This is a genomic window from Streptomyces sp. NPDC086989 (assembly GCF_044745505.1).
In the GTDB taxonomy this organism is placed as follows: Bacteria; Actinomycetota; Actinomycetes; order Streptomycetales; family Streptomycetaceae; genus Streptomyces.
The window spans coordinates 1-18,034 of sequence record NZ_JBIVAL010000008.1 but is presented as its reverse complement, the minus strand read 5'-3'; the positions used below and the strand labels follow the sequence as shown (position 1 = coordinate 18,034).

18 protein-coding genes and 1 pseudogene are annotated in these 18,034 nt (G+C 72.8%); 14 read left to right on the top strand and 5 right to left on the bottom strand.

From position 1 onward, the window contains the following. Nucleotides 1-96 precede the first annotated feature (96 nt). Together ACIPK4_RS20255 and ACIPK4_RS20250 are read right to left on the bottom strand one after the other, a co-directional pair. Nucleotides 97-1,221, bottom strand: a complete 1,125-nt coding sequence (locus ACIPK4_RS20255; RefSeq protein ID WP_402314458.1) for an FUSC family protein — start codon at nucleotides 1,219-1,221, stop codon at nucleotides 97-99. A 142-nt stretch (nucleotides 1,222-1,363) separates the two neighbouring features. Continuing rightward, on the bottom strand, nucleotides 1,364-2,035 hold the full coding sequence (locus ACIPK4_RS20250; RefSeq protein ID WP_402314456.1) for a DUF4232 domain-containing protein: 672 nt from the start codon (nucleotides 2,033-2,035) through the stop codon (nucleotides 1,364-1,366). Between the two features lie 302 nt (nucleotides 2,036-2,337). Here ACIPK4_RS20250 and ACIPK4_RS20245 point away from each other — a divergent pair, with 302 nt between their 5' ends. Continuing rightward, nucleotides 2,338-3,225 (top strand): DUF4436 family protein, encoded by an 888-nt coding sequence (locus ACIPK4_RS20245; protein WP_402314454.1) that lies wholly within the window; start codon nucleotides 2,338-2,340, stop codon nucleotides 3,223-3,225. Between the two features lie 28 nt (nucleotides 3,226-3,253). Here the strand turns inward: ACIPK4_RS20245 and ACIPK4_RS20240 are convergent, their stop codons facing one another. Then, nucleotides 3,254-3,823 (bottom strand): helix-turn-helix domain-containing protein, encoded by a 570-nt coding sequence (locus tag ACIPK4_RS20240; protein WP_376196195.1) that lies wholly within the window; start codon nucleotides 3,821-3,823, stop codon nucleotides 3,254-3,256. Between the two features lie 137 nt (nucleotides 3,824-3,960). Here ACIPK4_RS20240 and ACIPK4_RS20235 point away from each other — a divergent pair, with 137 nt between their 5' ends. The 13 genes from ACIPK4_RS20235 (at nucleotide 3,961) to ACIPK4_RS20175 (ending at nucleotide 17,114) form a co-directional block, all read left to right on the top strand. Further along, entirely contained in the window at nucleotides 3,961-4,740 is a 780-nt protein-coding gene (locus ACIPK4_RS20235; protein ID WP_402314452.1) for an ABC transporter permease, read from the top strand. Beyond that, nucleotides 4,737-5,459, top strand: a complete 723-nt coding sequence (locus ACIPK4_RS20230; RefSeq protein ID WP_402314449.1) for an ABC transporter ATP-binding protein — start codon at nucleotides 4,737-4,739, stop codon at nucleotides 5,457-5,459. Before ACIPK4_RS20235 ends, ACIPK4_RS20230 begins: the two co-directional genes overlap by 4 nt. A gap of 59 nt (nucleotides 5,460-5,518) precedes the next feature. Beyond that, the gene (locus ACIPK4_RS20225; protein WP_402314447.1) at nucleotides 5,519-6,520 is read left to right on the top strand and encodes an ABC transporter substrate-binding protein; all 1,002 of its coding nucleotides are present in this window, start codon (nucleotides 5,519-5,521) and stop codon (nucleotides 6,518-6,520) included. 30 nt (nucleotides 6,521-6,550) lie between these two features. Next, on the top strand, nucleotides 6,551-7,660 hold the full coding sequence (locus tag ACIPK4_RS20220) for an aryl-sulfate sulfotransferase (RefSeq protein WP_402314445.1): 1,110 nt from the start codon (nucleotides 6,551-6,553) through the stop codon (nucleotides 7,658-7,660). 132 nt (nucleotides 7,661-7,792) lie between these two features. Further along, nucleotides 7,793-8,755 (top strand): amino acid ABC transporter permease, encoded by a 963-nt coding sequence (locus ACIPK4_RS20215; protein ID WP_402314443.1) that lies wholly within the window; start codon nucleotides 7,793-7,795, stop codon nucleotides 8,753-8,755. Then, a complete protein-coding gene (locus ACIPK4_RS20210) occupies nucleotides 8,752-9,555 on the top strand; it encodes an amino acid ABC transporter ATP-binding protein (RefSeq protein ID WP_402314441.1) in 804 nt (267 codons plus the stop codon). Before ACIPK4_RS20215 ends, ACIPK4_RS20210 begins: the two co-directional genes overlap by 4 nt. 62 nt (nucleotides 9,556-9,617) lie before the next feature. After that, nucleotides 9,618-10,637, top strand: coding sequence for a transporter substrate-binding domain-containing protein (locus ACIPK4_RS20205; protein ID WP_402314438.1), 1,020 nt, complete (start codon nucleotides 9,618-9,620; stop codon nucleotides 10,635-10,637). Between the two features lie 5 nt (nucleotides 10,638-10,642). Then, entirely contained in the window at nucleotides 10,643-11,455 is an 813-nt protein-coding gene (locus ACIPK4_RS20200) for a GNAT family N-acetyltransferase (protein WP_402314435.1), read from the top strand. 129 nt (nucleotides 11,456-11,584) lie between these two features. Next, entirely contained in the window at nucleotides 11,585-12,802 is a 1,218-nt protein-coding gene (locus ACIPK4_RS20195) for an LLM class flavin-dependent oxidoreductase (RefSeq protein WP_402314432.1), read from the top strand. Between the two features lie 60 nt (nucleotides 12,803-12,862). Continuing rightward, nucleotides 12,863-14,242, top strand: coding sequence for an NtaA/DmoA family FMN-dependent monooxygenase (locus ACIPK4_RS20190; protein WP_402314429.1), 1,380 nt, complete (start codon nucleotides 12,863-12,865; stop codon nucleotides 14,240-14,242). After that, the gene (locus ACIPK4_RS20185; RefSeq protein ID WP_402314426.1) at nucleotides 14,239-15,285 is read left to right on the top strand and encodes an LLM class flavin-dependent oxidoreductase; all 1,047 of its coding nucleotides are present in this window, start codon (nucleotides 14,239-14,241) and stop codon (nucleotides 15,283-15,285) included. Before ACIPK4_RS20190 ends, ACIPK4_RS20185 begins: the two co-directional genes overlap by 4 nt. Nucleotides 15,286-15,296: 11 nt before the next feature. Beyond that, complete coding sequence (locus ACIPK4_RS20180; protein ID WP_402314423.1) at nucleotides 15,297-16,457, top strand: LLM class flavin-dependent oxidoreductase; 1,161 nt, start codon at nucleotides 15,297-15,299, stop codon at nucleotides 16,455-16,457. 12 nt (nucleotides 16,458-16,469) lie between these two features. Beyond that, nucleotides 16,470-17,114 carry a hypothetical protein gene (locus ACIPK4_RS20175; RefSeq protein ID WP_402314420.1) on the top strand — a complete coding sequence of 215 codons (645 nt, stop codon included), beginning with the start codon at nucleotides 16,470-16,472 and terminating at the stop codon, nucleotides 17,112-17,114. Between the two features lie 23 nt (nucleotides 17,115-17,137). Here ACIPK4_RS20175 and ACIPK4_RS20170 read toward each other — a convergent pair whose 3' ends face one another. Then, a complete protein-coding gene (locus ACIPK4_RS20170) occupies nucleotides 17,138-17,638 on the bottom strand; it encodes a DUF4232 domain-containing protein (RefSeq protein WP_402314418.1) in 501 nt (166 codons plus the stop codon). A gap of 307 nt (nucleotides 17,639-17,945) precedes the next feature. Beyond that, a pseudogene (locus tag ACIPK4_RS20165) lies at nucleotides 17,946-18,034 on the bottom strand (lytic transglycosylase domain-containing protein); the annotation flags it as partial.

Here is an 18,034-nt window from a genome sequence, read left to right as displayed (position 1 = left end):
GTCACGCGGGTCCTCCTGGTCTGCCGAAGGCTCCGCCTCCACTGTCCGTCGCCGCCGCGTCCTGCGCATCCCGGCGGCGGCGCCCTCCCCCGCCGTTCACACCGGCGGTGGCTGCGCCGGACGGTCATCTGCGGCGGGACCGCCCCCGGGGTCCCGGGGGCGGCGGTCCGGGGCTCCGCGGCCTCGGAGGAGGTCGGCAAGGGCTTCATGGGTCAGGTGGAGGCCCGCCCGCAGCACCACGTCGCCGCGGCCGGGGTGAGCCGCACGGTGGGCGAGGTCGAGGGCGCGGGCCCGGTCGAGGCGCTCCGCGAAGTCCGTGCCGAGCAGCGCGGCGTCCAGGGCGTCCGCCGTGGCCCGCACCAGCGGCGCCAGGGCGCACAGGGCCGGGTCGGGCGGGCCGTGCACACCGGGTGCCGGGGGCGCGCCGGAGCTGCCGCCGCGGGCGCGTGCGTACAGCTCCTGGGTGAAGTACTGCAGGGCCGGTGCGGTCCGGGCCGCGAGCGTCATGCGTCCGTCGAGCCCCTCCGGTGGCCGGCCGCCCCGCCGGTGCGGCAGGCGGCGGCCGGTCGCCGCCCGGTCGAACGCGTCCCGGGAGGCCTGCGGGAGCAGCCACAGCCGCGCCCGTTCCGGCGGTTCGGCCAGGTCGCCGACGGGTACGCCCCGCTCCAGCCCACCGGTGATCCCGGCGAGCTGCTCCCGTACGCCGGCCCGGTAGGCGTCCATCCCCGCAGCGGCGAACCGGTACGGGTCGGGAGGCCACACGAAGGGCCCGAGCAGGACGACCACCGCGACGCCGACGAGGCTCTCCTCCAGCCGCGCCAGCGGATATCCGGGAACCGCGGTGGCGTACACCATGAGCGCGCTGATCAGCACCTGCTGGTTGGGGGCGCCGGGCCGCCCCATCAGGTACATGCCGGTGCAACCGCAGAGCAGTACGAGCGGGAACGACCACGCCGAGTCCGGCACCCGGTGCAGCAGGACCGTGCTCAGCAGGACGCCCACCACCACCCCGGCGAGGCGCTCCCACCCGAGCCGCGGCCAGGCGTACACGTCCTCGCGCAGGATCAGCACCGCCGGGAGCGCGGCCGGCACGGGCGTCGTGGTCGTGCCCCACCACAGGCACAGGTACCAGGACACCGCCGCACACAGGACCAGGCGTGCGGCAGACCGCAGCCGCCCCACGGGGGGAGGTACGTACGGGACGGCAACCAGACCGGACATGCCGGACATCGTAGGCTTTTTCGAGGACCGTTCAGCGGCCTTAGCGGTTGCACATCGAGATTCGCGTGTGGTCGGTGCCCTCTGCAATCAACTCGGCGGCGCGCGTCCGGAAGCACCGGAAGCCCCGTAAGCCCCGGACGGCTCAGTGGAGGGGGACGGCGTCCTTCGGGGAGGTGTGCCAGTTGGTGACGACCGGCTTGTCGACGGTGATGGTGCCGACGGGCAGGGAGACCGGGTTGGGGTCGTTGTCTCCGACGGCGACGATGATGCTGTCCAGCTCCTTGCCGCCGTTGGCGGCCGTGGTCTTCGGGTTCACCCCGGCGTAGGCGGCGGTGTTGCCGCTCAGCGTGATCTGCTGGCCGGCGGACTGCTCTGCGGGGCCGGCCTCGGTGCCGTCGGAACCGAACGCCACGGTGGGCAGCGCGCCCGGCAGGACGCAGGTGACACCCGGCTTCGCCTTGGCGGTGATCAGGATGTATCCACCGCCCTGGGTCTCGGACTTGGTGCTCCAGGAGATGTCGTTGGCGCCGCAGACCTGCCCGACCGGCTTCCGCCCGCCGTCGCCCGTGCCGGCACCGGAGCCGGCACCGGAGCTGGCGGCCCCGCCCTTGGTCCCCTTGGCGGCGCCCGGGGCCGGCGAGCCGGACGGGGAGGCCGCGTTGCCGGTCGCAGTGGCGGACGGAGAACCGTGCGCGGCGCCCGCGCCCGTGCCTGCGGATGTGGTGGCGTCCGTGTCCTGGCATGCCGTCATCAGCAGGGCCCCGCACGCGAGGGTCGCGGAGACGAGGAAGGCCTTGCGACGGTTGCCGGACATGAAATCCCCTTGGGTGCACGATGGTTGCGGTCGAAGCGGTGCTGTCCGCTCCTCGGCGCTGTCTTGATCACTATGCGGGAGCCGTTGGCCGGGGGACACCGGCGTCTTCGTTCCAGGACAGCGCTGTCACGGACCGGTGACATGATCACAACGGCAACTTCCGCCCCCGCCCGTCCATGGTGGTCCACCCGACACGCCCGCCCGGGATCCGGTGGATCACCGGCCCGGTCGACGAGGATCGCAGTGCGGCCACCGCCCCGCGCTGCGGAGAAGGCCGCCCTCCTCACCTCGTCGGAGTCACCATGGCCCCACCCTGGAACCCGCCCCGCCCCCGCCGCTCCGGAGCCTCGCTCCTGCCGGTCCTGCTTCCCATCGGGGTGCTGATCGTGGTGGCGGTGGCCGTGGGGTCGTGGCTGCAGTACACCGAACGGCAGGCGATCGACACCGTCCACACCATCGGGTCCACGGCCCCGGACCGGGTGGACGTGGAGGCCTCCGTCCAACGCGTCGACGCCGCCGCACGAGAGCTGGTGCTGCGGGTCCGCGCCGTTCCGCTCGGGACCGTCGGCGAGCAGGAGGAGAGCGCCCCGGTGGCCGACCTCAGCCTCCAGACCTCGGCGGCGACCCTCGAAGACCTGGAGTTCAAGGCACACGAGCGGATCGCGACCAGAGACGTACAGGTCGCGATCACGGGCGGATCGGTCAGCGACTACCCGTTCGACACCTACGAGACCGGCATCGGGTTCCGGGCCCTGCTGGGCGGCAAACAGGTGCCCGTGCGCATGCTGTTCTCCAACAGCGACACCCTCTTCTCGGTCGCCGCGACGCCCGGTCCCGACCGGCAGGAGGCCGTTCTGGCACTGGCGCTGTCCCGATCGGGCAGCCTGGTCGTCTTCGCGGTCTTCATGATGCTCGTGATGTGGGCACTGGCGGCGGCCGTGCTCATCGGGACCTGGTACCTGACGACCCGCAGCCAGGGCCTCGTCTGGCCCGCCCTCGCCTGGATGGCCGCCACCCTGTTCGCGCTGGCTGCGTTCCGCAACACCGCCCCCGGCACTCCCCCGATCGGCTGCGTCCTGGACTGGTTCGCCTTCCTGTGGGCCGAGACGATCATCGCCCTCTGCCTGATCGCCGTGGTCATCACCGGCGTCCGCACCGCCCTGCGGGAGGACGACGCCCCCCGCACCTGAGGGCTGTCCCGTAATCCCTGGTGGGCCCTCAGGCGTTCGCGATGACCAGCAGGGTGCGCGCGGGCGTGGGGCCCGGCAGGCGGCAGCGGTGCGGGAGTTCGCCGCGGTGGTGGGCGCTCTGGCCGGCGCGCAGCGTCAGCGGCTCCTCGCCCTCGACCTCCAGGACGATCTCGCCCTCCAGGACGTAAAGGAAGTCCTCGCCGGGATGCTGGAACCAGCCGCGTTCGCCGCGGTCCGGCTCGAAGTGGTGCTCGTACGCCTCCATCACCCCGCTGCGCCCGCCGGGGATGAGCACGTGCGCGACCTGTCCGGCGCCCTCGTCCACCCGGATCACCTGCGGGTCGGCCTCGTGGCTGACCGTACCGGGGCGGCCCGGCGGCCTGAGGAAGGTGCCGGGGGTGACGTCCAGGGCCTCGGCGATCCGGTAGATGGAGCTGAGGCTGGGCGTGGCGAGTCCGCGTTCGAGTTGGCTGAGGAAGGGCTGGGAGAGGCCCGAGCGGGTGGCCAGTACGGCCATGGATACTCCGCGCTGCTTGCGGCAGGCGCGTATCACCCGTCCGACCTCGATCGCTTCGGGTGTGGGTTCGGGACGAGACACGCTGGTGAACGTACCGCATGCCGGAAGGTGGGCCGGGTGGCCCCGGAACGTTTCGCACTGCTGAAACACGCCCTTCATAAGCGTGGTCAATTATTGACCTCACTTATGAACCACCCGAACGAACGAGGAGCCGCTCCGTGCACTCCACCCCCTCACCGGCAGGCCGGGCCCGCGGCCGGATCGGCCCCGCCCTCGCCGCGGCCGGCGCGGTGCTCGCCCTCTGGTCCCTGACCGCCTGGTCCGGCGCGGTGGCCCCGGGACTGCTGCCCACGCCCGCCGAGACCGCCGCCGCACTCGCCGACAGCGCCCGCAGCGGCCTGCTCGCCTCCGACGTCGCCGCCAGCCTGACCCGTGCGGGGCAGGGCTTCGCGCTGGGCGCCGCGATCGGGAGCGCGCTCGGCTTCGCCACCGGCTACCTGCCGAGGCTGTCCGCCGCCGTCACCCCGCTCGTCTCCTTCCTCCGGCCCATCCCGGCGATCGCCCTGGTGCCGCTGGCGACGGCGTGGTTCGGCATCGGTGAGACCGCGAAGCGTCTGCTCATCGCCTACGCCGTGCTGCTCGCGGTCTGGCTGTACGTACACGACGGGGTCTCCCGGGTGCCCGTCTCCCACCTGCGGGCGGCCCGCACGCTGGGGGCGCCGCTGCACCGGCGGTTCACCGAGGTGCTCCTGCCGGCCGCCGCTCCGGCCGTGCTCGCGGCCCTGCGCTACGGCGCCTCGGTGGCGCTGCTCGCCCTGGTGGCGGCCGAACTGGGCGGCGCCGACCGCGGGCTGGCGTACCGGCTGCAGGTGGACGGCCAGTTCCTGCGCGTGGACCGGATGTTCGCGGGCCTGCTCGTGCTCGGCCTGCTCGGTGTGGCCGTGGATCTCGTACTGGCCGGGATCGGCCGCCGGTTCGTGCACTGGAGCTCGTCATGAGCAGGCGGGTGACGCTGGACCGGCTGTCCGTCGCGTACGGGGGCACGCCCGTGCTGGATCCCGTCGACCTGGACCTGCCCGCGGGATCGTTCACGGCCCTGCTGGGCCCCAGCGGCTGCGGCAAGTCCACCGTGCTGGGGGCGGTCGCCGGGTTCGTGACACCGGCGGGCGGCGGGGTCACGGCGGGTGCCGGGCCGGTGCGCGGACCGGGCCCGGACCGGGGTGTGGTCTTCCAGCACTACGCGCTGTTCCCCTGGCGCACGGCCCGCGGCAACGTCGAGTTCGCGCTCAAGCGGCTCGGTCTGCCCCGCGCGGAGCGCCGTCGGCGCGCGCTGGCGGCGCTCGCCGAGGTCGGTCTCGCGGAGGGCGCCGAGAAGTATCCGGCCCAGCTGTCAGGTGGCATGCAGCAGCGCGTCGCCCTGGCCCGCGCCTTGGCCGCCGAACCCGAAGTCCTGCTGATGGACGAGCCGTTCGGGGCTCTCGACACCCTCACCCGGACGCGTATGCAGGCTCTGCTGCGCCAGTTGTGGCAGCGCCGCGGCACCACCGTGCTGTTCGTGACGCATGACATCGACGAGGCCCTGGCCCTGGCCCAGCGCGTCGTCGTCCTCGGCGGGACCCCTGGCCGGGTGCTGGCCGACCACGTCGTGCCCGACGGCCCGCCGGACCCCGATCTGCGCGCCCTGATCGCCCGTCACCTCCACGCCCCGCCCGCCTGATGACCCTCCGTTCCCCCGTCCCGCCCCACCCATCCCCCTCCCGGAAGGACCGCTCTGCCATGTCCAGACCCCGCGCGGTGGCCGCCGTACTCCTGGCCGCCCTGCTCGCCGCCGTCACCACGGCCTGCTCCGGCGCACCCGCCGGCCGGACCGCCGGCGGCGGACGCCCGTCCGTCACCATCGCCTCCAGCGACCACCTCGGCGGCGCACCCGTCTACCTCGCCCAGGAGCGCGGCCTGTGGGCCGCAGAGGGCATCGCCGCCTCCGTCACCACCCAGCCCACCGGCCGCGACGCCCTCAACGCCGTGCTCGGCGGCCAGGCGCAGCTCGGCGTCGTGGGCGACCTGCCCGCGGTGACGGCCGCGCTGGGCGGCCGCGACCTGCGGATCGTCGCCGACCTGTCCCGGTTCACCGACTGGCGTCTGCTCACCCGCGCCGACCGGGGCGTCACCGGATTCGCCGCGCTGAAGGGCCGCAAGATCGGCGTCCCGCAGGGCACCAACGTGGAGTACGCGCTGTCGCGCATGCTGGCGTCGGCCGGCCTGGCGGCGGGTGACGTGACGGTGGTCAACCTCGCGCCGAACCAGGTGACACCGGCCCTGGCCCGGGGCGACGTCGACGCCGGGGTCACCTTCCCCAGCTTCTACGACGCGGCGCGCACCGCCCTCGGCGAGCGGTACGCGGAGGTGCCCTTCACCGGCTACACCGCCAGGACCCTGCTGATCGCCGGCCCGTCGGCGGACGAGAAGACCACCGCCGCGGTGGTTCGCACCCTCCTGCGAGCCCAGCGCGACCTCGCCGCCGATCCGGCCGGGGCCCGCCGGGCCGTCCTCGCCCAGTCCAGAGGGGCACTGCAGTCCGGGTACGTAGACGCCTTCCAGCCCCGCTACTCCTACGGCGCCACCCTCTCCCCCGAGCTGCTCGCCCAGCTGGAGGAGGAGGCCGCCTGGGCCAAGGCCGCCCAGGGGCTGCAGGGCGCCGCGGACCGCGCCGCGCTGCTGCGTTACCTGGATCCCGCCCCGCTGACGGCCGCCGACCCGGCCGCCGTGACCGCCCACTGACCCACCCCCCTTCCCCTTGAGGAGATGACCATGACCGTCGACCAGAACACCCTGCGCCGCCGCGGGGTCGGCCTGATCGCCCACGACCCCGAGCGCAGCCACGGCGGCTACACGCTCTACACGCCGATCACCGGCGCCGGGGAGATCCACCTCGTCGACATCGAGGGCCGGCCCGCGCACACCTGGAACTCCCCCCATCCGCCCGGTCGTCAGGCGCAGATCCTGCCGAACGGCAACCTCTTCTACGCGGCGAAGGACACGAGCGGTCCGACCCTCTTCCCGATCTGGGACGTCTACCACGGCGGCATCTTCCAGGAGCTCGCCCCGGACTCCACGGTCCTGCGCGAGGCCCGGCACCCCTTCCACCACCACGACGCCACGGTGCTGCGCAACGGCAACCTCCTCATCGCGGTCGTCGAGCCCCTCGACCCTGCCGACGCGGCCCGGATCCGGGGCGGCATCCCCGGCTCGGAGGCCCCCGGCGGGGTGGTCTACGGGGACGTCGTCTACGAGCTGACCTGGGACGGCGAGGTGGTGTGGCGGTGGGCCGCGATCGAGCACCTCGACCCGGAGAAGGTGGTGCTGAACCGTCATTTCGCCCGCAACCACTGGCCGATGGCCAACACCGTGAACGAGCGGGCCGACGGCTCGGTCGTGGTGGGCTTCCGCAGCGCCTCTACCACCGTGTCGATCGACCGCACCGAGGGTTCCGTGCAGTGGCTGATCGGCCCCGACGTACTGGCGCAGCAGCACCACCCCCATGAGCTGCCCGGAGGCACCGTCCTGGTCTTCGACAACGGCACCTACCGCGACACCACGTCCGTGCCGTACTCGCGGGTGCTGGAGCTCGACCCGCGCACGGGCGAGGAGGTGTGGTCGTACGAGGACAACCCGCCGCAGAACTTCTACAGCCCCTACATGTCCAGCGCGCAGCGCCTGGCGAACGGCAACACCTTCATCGCCGAGGGTTCCTTCGGACGGCTCTTCGAGGTGACGCCGGGCGGGGAGGTGGTGTGGGAGTTCGTGGTCCCGCAGTTCCGCTCCTTCGGCGACGGCGTGGGACTGGAGTCCTCCGCGGGGGCGCAGAACTCCGTCTTCCGGGCCTACCGTTACGCCGCCCACGAGATTCCCTGGCTGTGAACGCACGCTCCCGTTCATTTCAGCGGAAGGCGTTTTGTGTACGGGGTATGAAAAGCGCACACGCTTGTGTGGCTATCGATATCCGGACCGTTGACATCGATTCTCGGCCTTATCGAAGCTGCTCTCGTGTCCTTGAGTGAATCGATTGTCCGCGCCGCACCCGCCGGCCCGCCCGAACCTCCGGGTCCGGCCGAGCGGGTGCTCCCGCTGCACCGGCCGGGCCGGTGGATCGGCGGCGCCCTCGTGCTCGTCCTGGTCGCCCAGGCCAGCCACGGGCTGCTGACCAACCCCTTCTACCAGTGGGACCGGTTCGCGTACTGGTTCCTGCGGCCGGTCGTGCTGGAGGGGCTGTGGATCACCCTCCAGGTGGCTGCGTACAGCGCGCTCCTGGGGCTGGCGGGCGGGGTGCTGCTCGCCCTCGGGCGGCTCTCCGGCAACCCGGTGCTGCGTTCGGTGAGCTGGACGTACGTGTGGCTGCTGCGCTCGGTCCCGCTGATCGTCGTCCTGCTCTTCCTCTACAACCTCAGCGCGCTCTACCCCACGCTGAGCATCGGGGTGCCGTTCGGTCCGGCGTTCTTCACCTTCAACGAGTCCCGGCTGGCCACGGACATGGTCGTGGCCGTCGTGGGACTGAGCGCGGTCGAGGCGGCGTACGCGGCCGAGGTCGTGCGGGCCGGACTGCTCTCCGTCGACCAGGGCCAGCACGAGGCCGCGGCCGCGCTGGGCCTGCCCAGGCGCTACCAGTTCACCCGGATCGTCTTCCCGCAGGCGCTGCGCTCGATCGTCCCCTCCTACGTGAACCTGCTGATCGGGCTGGTCAAGGCCACCTCGCTGGTCTTCTACGTCTCCCTGCTCGACCTGTTCGGCACGGTCCAGGGCCTCGGCAGCACCTATCCGGGGGACGTGGTGCCGCTGCTGCTGGTGGCGACCGTCTGGTACGTGCTCCTCACCAGCGTCCTCTCCGCGGTGCAATACCACGTCGAGCGGCACTACTCCCGCGGCGCCCTGCGCACCCTCGCGCCCACCCCCCTGCAGCGGGCCCGTGCGGGCCTGGGCGAGCTGCGCAGCCGCCACCGGAAGGAGACGGCGCCATGACCGCCACCGCCACCGCGCCGGCCGGCGCGCACGCACCCGCGCCGGCCGCGATCGAGGTCCACGACGTGCACAAGTCCTTCGCCGGCCGGCGCGTCCTGGACGGGGTGAGCCTGAAGGTACGGCCGGGCACGGTCACCGTGGTCCTGGGCCGCTCGGGCTCCGGCAAGTCCACACTGCTGCGGGTCGTGAACCACCTGGAGAAGCCGGAGGCCGGGTACGTCAGCGTCGGCGGCGAGCTGATCGGCGTACAGCGGCACGGGACCCGGCTGAAGGAGCTGAGCGAGCGGGCGATCCTCGCGCAGCGCGGCCGGATCGGCTTCGTGTTCCAGAACTTCAACCTCTTCCCCCACCTGACCGTGCTCGACAACGTCGCCGCCGCCCCGGTGGCCACCGGCCGGATGCGCCGCGCCGAGGCACAGGCGCTGGCCCGCGAGCTGCTGGAGCGGGTCGGGCTCGGCGAGCGGACCGGCGCGTACCCGCGGCAGCTTTCGGGCGGCCAGCAGCAGCGGGTGGCCATCGCCAGGGCGCTCGCTCTGCGGCCCGGGGTCATCCTCTTCGACGAGCCCACCTCCGCGCTCGACCCCGAGCTGGTGGGCGAGGTGCTGTCGGTCATCAAGGACCTGGCCACCGGCGGCACGACGCTGGTCATCGTCACGCACGAGATCGGCTTCGCCCGCGAGGTGGCCGACGAGGTCGTCTTCCTGCACGACGGCCGGATCGTGGAACAGGGGCCGCCCGGGCAGGTCCTGGACCGTCCCGCGCACCCCCGCACCCGTGAGTTCCTCAGCAGGGTCCTTTGAGCCCGCGCCCGCCGCTGCACACGTCTCCTTCTGTCCCCCCCGACCGGAAAGGCACCATCACCATGCTGCGCCCGTCCCCCCTGCGTCTGAGACTCGTCCGCGGCATCGGCGCCGCGACCGCCACCGTCGCCCTCGCCTGCGGCCTGACCGCGTGCGGCGGCGACGCCGAGGCGAGCGGATCTGCGTCGTCCGGCAAGGTCACCGTCGGAGCGGTCTCCAACGGCGCCGCCAAGGAAGCCGAACTGAGCGCTCCGGTCGTCGAGTCGCTGCGGGCCCAGCTGCCGGCGGCGGTCCGCGACCGCGGCGAGCTCGTCATCGGGGTCGGCGCGCTGCCCGCCGGGTTCCCGCCGCTGGCGTACGTCGGCACCGACCAGAAGACACTGACCGGGGCGGAGCCGGACCTCGGCCGGCTGGTGGCCGCGACGCTCGGCCTCAAGCCGGTCGTGAAGAACTCCACCTGGGAGAACCTCTTCCTCGGCATCGACAGCGGCAAGGTCGACGTGGCGTTCACCAACGTCACGGTCACGGAGGAGCGGAAGAAGAAGTACGAGTTCGCCTCCTACCGGCAGGACAACCTGGCCTTCGAGGTGCTCAAGGACGACCCCTGGAACTTCGGGGGCGACTATCGCAACCTCGCGGGCCGGACCATTTCGGTCAGCGCCGGCACCAACCAGGAGAAGATCCTGCTGGAGTGGCAGAAGAAGCTCCGGGCCGAGGGCAAGGACGTCACGGTCAAGTACTTCCCCGACGCCAACAGCGTCGCGCTCGCGCTGAGCGGCAAGAAGATCGACGCCAACTTCGGTCCCAACCCGTCGATCGCCTACCACATCACCCAGACCGCGAGCACCAGCACTCCCACCCGCAACGCCGGTTCCTTCTCGGGCGCGGGCGAGTCGCTCCAGGGGCTGATCGCGGCGACCGCCAAGAAGGACAGCGGACTGGCGAAGCCGGTGGCCGAGGTGATCAACCACCTGATCAAGCAGGGCCAGTACGGGAAGCTGCTGGAGACCTGGAACCTCTCCAACGAGGCCGTCACCACCTCCGAGGTGAACCCGCCCGGCCTGCCGCTCAGCAACTCGTGAGCGCCGTGGGCAACGCCGATGGCGGTACCGGCACCGGAAGCCGTACCGCAACCGGCACCGCCGTCGACCCCGCCGCCGCCACCGGCCCGGACAGCCCGCACGTCCTCGACAACCCCGCCTGGGCCTCGCTCCGGGGCGCGCACGCCGCGTTCGCCGAGCACCCGGGCGGGGGCGGGCCCGGGACCGCTCGCGCCGCCCGCTACCACCCGGACGTCTCCCCCTGGGCCGCGCTCGCGGACCCTTCCGACCCCCGCTGCTGGGCCGACCTGCGGGCACTGGTCGGGGAGGGCGGGACCGCTCCGCTCGCGGGGGTGCTGAGCCCGCCCGAGGGGTGGGAGACCGTGGGAGCGATCCCCGGGGTCCAGCTCGTCGACACCGCGCTGCACGCCGAGGCCGCGCCGGAGGCGGTCAAGCTGGGCCCGGCGGACGTTCCGGAGATCCTCGCGCTGATCGCGCTGACGAAGCCCGGGCCGTTCCTGCCCCGCACCGTGGAGCTGGGCACGTACCTCGGCATCCGCCATCACGGCCGACTGATCGCGATGGCGGGCGAGCGGCTGCGGCCGCCCGGCTGGACCGAGATCAGCGCGGTCTGCACCCACCCCGGGCACCGGGGGCGGGGCCTGGCGACTCGGCTGGTCCGCGCCGTGGCGGCGGGCATCCGGGCGCGGGGCGAAACCCCCTTCCTGCACACGGCCGCGAGCAACACCGGCGCGATCCGGCTCTACGAGTCGATCGGCTTCACCCTGCGCCGACGCCCCTCCTTCATGGCCGTCCGGGCGCCCGGCGGGCCGGGCAACACGACCGCCAAGTTCTCTTAATACTCCCGCCATTGAATGGCACCGCTGCCCGGCGTAGCGTTTTTCGGGAGAATGTGATGACGGGTTGAATTCGCCCACCCCGCATCGGCTTCTTCTTTTCCGCACGCCGATCAGGAAGGCGTAATCAGCATGCCCGTTTCCGATTTCCGTCCCGATTCTGGTGCGTCCTCGTCCGCATCCGCACCCTTGCACCTCGCCGTCTCGCTGGACGGCGCGGGCGGACACCCGGCCGCCTGGCGCGAGCCGGGTGCCCGGCCCGCCGAGCTGTTCACCGCCCGCTACTGGGCCGGCCTCGTCGCGGAGGCCGAGGCCGGGCTGCTCGACTTCGCCGCCTTCGAGGACGGGCTCGCCCTCCAGTCCTCCTCCCCCACCGGCCACGACGAACGCACGGACCGCGTCCGCGGCCGGCTCGACGCGGTCCTCACCGCCGCCCGTGTGGCGCCGCTGACCCGCCGCATCGGGCTCGTGGGGGCCGTGACCACCACCCATACCGAGCCCTTCCACGTCTCCAAGGCGGTGGCCACCCTCGACCACGTCAGCCGCGGTCGCGCCGGGCTGCACGTACAGGTCTCCGGACTCCCTTACGAGGAAAGGCACTTCGGCCGTCGACCCGAGCCGCTCCCGGAGGACGAGCTGCACGAGGAGGCCGCCGACCACGTCGAGGTGGTCCGGCGGCTGTGGGACAGCTGGGAGGACGACGCAGAGATCCGCGACGTGGCCAGTGGCCGGTTCGTGGACCGCGACAAACTGCACCACATCGACTTCGAGGGCCGCCACTTCAGCGTCCGCGGCCCCTCGATCACACCGCGCCCGCCCCAGGGCCAGCCGGTCGTGAGCGCGCGCGCCTCCGACAGCGCGGCGTACGGGCTCATCGCCCGGTCCGCCGACATCGGCCGGCTCGTCACCCGCGACACCGAACAGGCGCGGGCGGCCGTCACCGCCGTCCGCGGGCTCCGCGCCTCGGCGGGGCTCGCCGAGCGGCCGCTGCACCTCTTCGGGGAACTGACCGTGTTCCTCGACGAGGCCCCCGGAGCGGCGGCCGACCGCCGCGGCCGCCTCGACGAGCTCGCGGGCGAACCGTACGACGGCGACGAGGCCGTGTTCACCGGCACTCCGGGGCAGTTGGCCGAGCTGCTCCGGGAGCGCCGGGAAGCCGGCCTGTCGGGCTTCCTGCTGCGGCCCGCGGTCATCGCCCACGACCTGCCCGCCATCACCCGCGCCCTGGTTCCGGAGCTCCAGCGGCGGGGCCTGTTCCGGCGGGAGTACGCGGCGGACACCCTGCGCGGCCTGCTGGGACTCGGCCGGCCCGCCAACCGTTACGCCGCGGCCACTCCCCCGGCCGCCTGACGCCCGCCCTCACTCCACGGCACCTCACCCCGCCCCGCCCCGCCTCCGGAAGGACGAACCATGGCCACCAAGCCGCTCAAACAGATCCACCTCGCGGCCCACTTCCCGGGCGTCAACAACACCACCGTCTGGAGCGACCCGGCGGCGGGCAGCCACATCGACTTCGACTCCTTCGTCCACTTCGCCCGGACCGCGGAGCGCGCGAAGTTCGACTTCCTGTTCCTCGCCGAAGGACTGCGGCTGCGCGAACAGGGCGGGCAGATCTACGACTTGGACGTCGTCGGCCGGCCCGACACCTTCACCGTGCTGGCGGCCCTCGCGGCCGTCACCGACCGCCTCGGACTGACCGGCACCATCAACTCCACCTTCAACGAGCCGTACGAGGTGGCCCGCCAGTTCGCCTCCCTGGACCACCTGTCGGACGGCCGGGCCGCCTGGAACGTGGTCACCTCCTGGGACGCGTTCACCGGCGAGAACTTCCGGCGGGGAGGCTTCCTGCCGCGCGAGGAGCGCTACAGCCGCGCGAAGGAGTTCCTGGCCACCGCGCACGAGCTGTTCGACTCCTGGGACGGCAGCGAGATCGTCGCCGACGCCGGGTCCGGCACCTTCCTGCGCGACGCGCGGGCCGGGGCCTTCGCCCACAAGGGCCCGCAGTTCGACATCGAGGGCCGCTTCAACGTGCCGCGCAGCCCGCAGGGGCGCCCGGTGATCTTCCAGGCGGGCGACTCGGACGAGGGCCGCGAGTTCGCCGCCTCCGACGCCGACGCGATCTTCGGCCGCTACGGGACCCTCGACGAGGGCCGGGCGTTCTACGCCGACGTCAAACGCCGCCTCGCGAAGTACGGTCGCACCGAGGACCAGTTGAAGATCCTGCCCGCGGCCACGTTCATCCTCGGCGACACCGACGCCGAAGCCCGCGAGGCCGCCCACGAGGTGCGCCGCCTCCAGGTCAGCGGTCAGACCGCGATCAAGTACCTCGAACACGTGTGGAACCGGGACCTGTCCGGCTACGACCCCGACGGCCCCCTGCCCGACGTCGACCCCCGGACCGGCGAGAACACCATCGCGCTCGGCCGCGCCAGCGTGCGCCAGTTCCGCGACCCCCTGGAGACCGCCCGGCAGTGGCGCGCGCTCGCCGAGGCCAAGAACCTCTCGATCCGGGAGCTGGTCATCGCCACCACCTCCGGCCAGACCTTCGTCGGTTCGGCCGCGACCGTCGCCGGGCAGATCAACACGCTGGTGCAGGCGGACGCGGCCGACGGCTTCATCCTGGTCCCGCACATCACCCCGGGCGGTCTCGACGCCTTCGCCGACACCGTCATCCCACTGCTCCAGGAACGCGGGGTCTTCCGCAGCGAGTACGAAGGCACCACCCTGCGCGACCACCTGGGCCTCGCCGTGCCCCGGGCAAACGCCGGCCGGCAGGCGGCGGCCTCGTGAAGTTCCTCGCCATCACCCTGATCACCGACAACGCGGACCCGGTGACGGGTGCCGCACCCCCCACCCGGCAGCGGTTCCGCGAGGTCGTCGCGAGCGCGCTGCGCGCGGAGGAGCTCGGCTTCGACGGGTTCGGCGTCGGTGAGCGCCACGAACGGCCCTTCCTGTCGTCCTCCCCACCGGTGGTGCTCGCCCACATCGCCGCCCTGACGAGCCGGATCCGGCTGTTCACGGCCGTCACCACGCTGAGCCTGCTGGACCCGGTGCGGGCGTACGAGGACTACGCGACCCTGGACCACCTCACCGACGGCCGCCTGGAGCTCATGATCGGCAAGGGGAACGGCACGGCGCAGCGCGAGCTGTTCCACGTGACGCCCGAGGACCAGTGGGAGCGCAACTCCGAGAGCTACGAGCTGTTCCGGCGGATCTGGCGCGAGGACAAGGTGACCGCCGAACCGCGCTTCCGCCCGGCGCTCACCGGCGCGGAGGTGCTGCCGCGTCCGTACCAGCGCACGCTGCGCGTCTGGCACGGCAGCGCGACGAGCCGGGAGTCGGTGGACCTGGCGGCGCGCTACGGGGACCCACTGTTCTCGGCGAACGTCACCCATCCCATCGGCCCGTACGCGGAACTCGTCCGGTACTACCGGGAGCGCTGGGAACACCACGGTCACGACCCGGCGCACGCCGTCGTCGGCGCGGGCACGGCCGGTTACCACGCGGCGCGCACGTCCCAGCAGGCCGTGGCCGCGTACCGGCCGGCCTTCGCCCGCTACCTGGCGGCGCACCGCGCGCAGGGCGTGGAGCCGGTCTTCGCGACCCTGGAGGACTTCGTCGAGCGCAGCTCGGCGCTGATCGGCAGCCCCCAGCAGGTGATCGAGAAGGTCCAGCGCTACCACGCGGAGTTCGGCCACACCGTCCTGCACCTGCAGGCCGAGGCGGGCGGGCTCCCGGAGGCGGAGCACCGCGCCTCCCTCGAACTCTTCCAGTCGGAGATCGCCCCGGTGCTGCGCCGGGAGATACCCGACCCGTCCTTCCCCGACCTGTAAGGAGCCAGGCCATGTCCGGAATCCCCCTCGGGGTCCTCGACCTCGTCCCGGTCGCGTCCGGCTCAACCGCCGCCGAGGCCCTCAAGAACAGCATCGACCTGGCCCGCCGTACCGAGGAGTTCGGCTACGCCCGCTACTGGTTCGCCGAGCACCACCTCAACCCGGGCGTCGCCGGGACCTCCCCGGCGGTGGTCCTGGCCCTGACCGCGTCCGCCACCAGCACGATCCGGATCGGCTCCGGCGCCGTGCAGCTCGGGCACCGCACCGCGCTGTCGACGGTGGAGGAGTTCGGCCTGATCGACGCACTGCACCCCGGCCGCCTGGACCTGGGCCTGGGCCGCTCGGCGGGCCCGCCGGCACGGCGGCGGCCGACCACGGGCGAGGGAGCGGACGAGCCCGCGCCGCCGCCGGTCCAGGCCACCCCGGTCGTCGGCGGGTACACCCCGAACGGGCTGCGCATCCCGGACCGGTTCTCCTTCGCCCACCTGCTGGGCCACCCGCGGGTGGCGCTCCAGCAGAAGCTGCTCAGCCTGCCGGGCGCACAGCCGCAGGACTACTCCGAGCAGGTCGACGACGTCCTCGCGCTGCTGCGCGGCGAGTACCGCACCCCGGAGGGTGTGGAGGCGCACGCCGTTCCCGGGGAGGGGGCCGACGTGCAGGTGTGGGTCCTGGGCAGCAGCGGCGGGGTGAGCGCGGAGACCGCTGGTCGCAACGGGCTGCGTTTCGCGGCGAATTACCACGTCAGCCCGGCCACGGTGCTGGAAGCCGCCGAAGGATACCGGGCGGCCTTCAAGCCGTCCGCGGAACTGGACCGGCCCTACGTGACGGTCTCCGCGGACGTGGTGGTCGCCGAGGACGACGCGACGGCCCGCGAGCTGGCCACCGGGTACGCGCCCTGGGTGCGCAGCATCCGCACGGCGGAGGGCGCGATCCCCTATCCCACGCCCGCCGAGGCGCGCGCCCTGCCCTGGTCGGAGGAGGACGACGAACTGGTGGCGGACCGGGTGGAAACGCAGTTCGTGGGCTCGGCCCGCACCGTCTCCGACCACCTGGAGCGCCTGCAGGAGGCGACGGGCGCCGACGAGCTGCTGATCACGACGATCACCCACCGGCACGCGGACCGGGTGCGCTCGTACCGCCTGCTGGCTCAGGAGTGGCAACGCCGCGGCTGACCGGCGGCCGGCATGCCCGGCCGTGTCACGGGGTACGCGTGGGGTGTGGGATCCGAACGGCTGACGTTCGACGGCTGGATCGCCGCCGTCGGGACGCGCTCCGGCACGCGCGTGGTCGTGGGCCACTGGCCCCGGTCACCGTTCGGGCCGTTCAGTGACGTGATGCTGGAGCGCGCCGACGGATGGCGCACCCTGCTGGCGCCCACCGCCGGGGTGGCGGAGTACGTCGGTGGGGTCTACCACTTCGACGAGGTGCTGAAGGCTCCGGTGGGCGTGCACCGTCGCGACGGCGTGTGGGAGGTCGCGGCGGGACCCCTCGAACTGTGTTTCCGGGTCGGGCGTCGGCGAGCCCTCGGCCTGGCCCTGCGGGCCGTTCCCCGGCCGCTCGCCCGGCTTCCGCTGTGGGCGGCCTTGGCCGATGGGCCCGCCCGCGTGCTGACCGGCGTACGGACCCGGGGCAGTTCGCGCCCCGGATGCCGTCAGTGGTACGCGGCCGGTGACCTGTGGCCGATCGTCACGGCCCGGGCCTCCTTCGGCGGGAGCGACCTCGGCCCACTGGCCCCCGTCCTCCCGCCCGTGCGCTTCGGCTTCGCGTCGGCTCCAGCGTCGCCTTCACTGGTGCGGGTGCTCTCCACCGTCGAACGCGACGTTCCCTGAGCGGGCGTTCCTGACCGCGGTGCTCAGTCGCCCACATCCACCGGGCTGATCTCGAAGGCCCCGCACACCCGCAGGTGATAGGGGATCTGCACGGCCTGGAAACTGTTCGGCGGGTAGACATTCACGTACGTCGACGTGGGCCGACAGCCCCGCGCCACGCCCGCGCTGTTGGTCCTGAGGATGGCGCTCACGCTGTCGCCGGGCTGAAGGGTGACGGTGTTCACCGGTTCGCCCGTGCGGATCGCGGAGGTCCCGATCTGGCGGTGGCGCACGTCCACGACGCTGACGCCGGGGTATCCCCGCAACGCGCAGGTGTGCGTCGAGGTGTTGGTGAACTGGATGGGGTAGTAGAGGGACCCGGCCGCGCCCTCCGGGCTGCCGATGGCCAGGTTCAGGTCGGCGACGTGGCAGGTCGGGGTCGCGTTCGGCAGGGCGGATGCCTGGGTGGCGCCCACTGCGGCGCCCGTGGTGGCGAAGAGCATGGCGGCAGCGATGGTCGCCGCCCGGGTCAGGACGTTGGTCATGGTGCCGACTCCTGTGCCAGCGAAGGGGGTTGTCCCGGTACGGACGGCATGCAGCTCGATGTCCGCGCCGTCTGCGGGGAGAGCGGCTCGCACGCTCACGGACACGCAGCTGCACGCATCCACGGATGCCTGAAGGGGCGGTGGCGGTGCACTCCTGCGACTGCACGGTGCGGGCCTGATGGGACCATTCTAGCGACTGGCGCTCTCCGCGGCCTTTCGAGCGTGGCGGCGGTGCGCCAACGCAGAACGCCCGGCCGGAGAACCTCGGCCGAGCGTCTGTTCGTACTGTTCCCACCGGGAGGGTGGCTTAGTACCAGTGGTTGGCCTGCCAGAAGTTCCAGGCGCCGACCGGGCTGCCGTAGCGGGAGTTCATGTAGTCCAGGCCCCACTTGATCT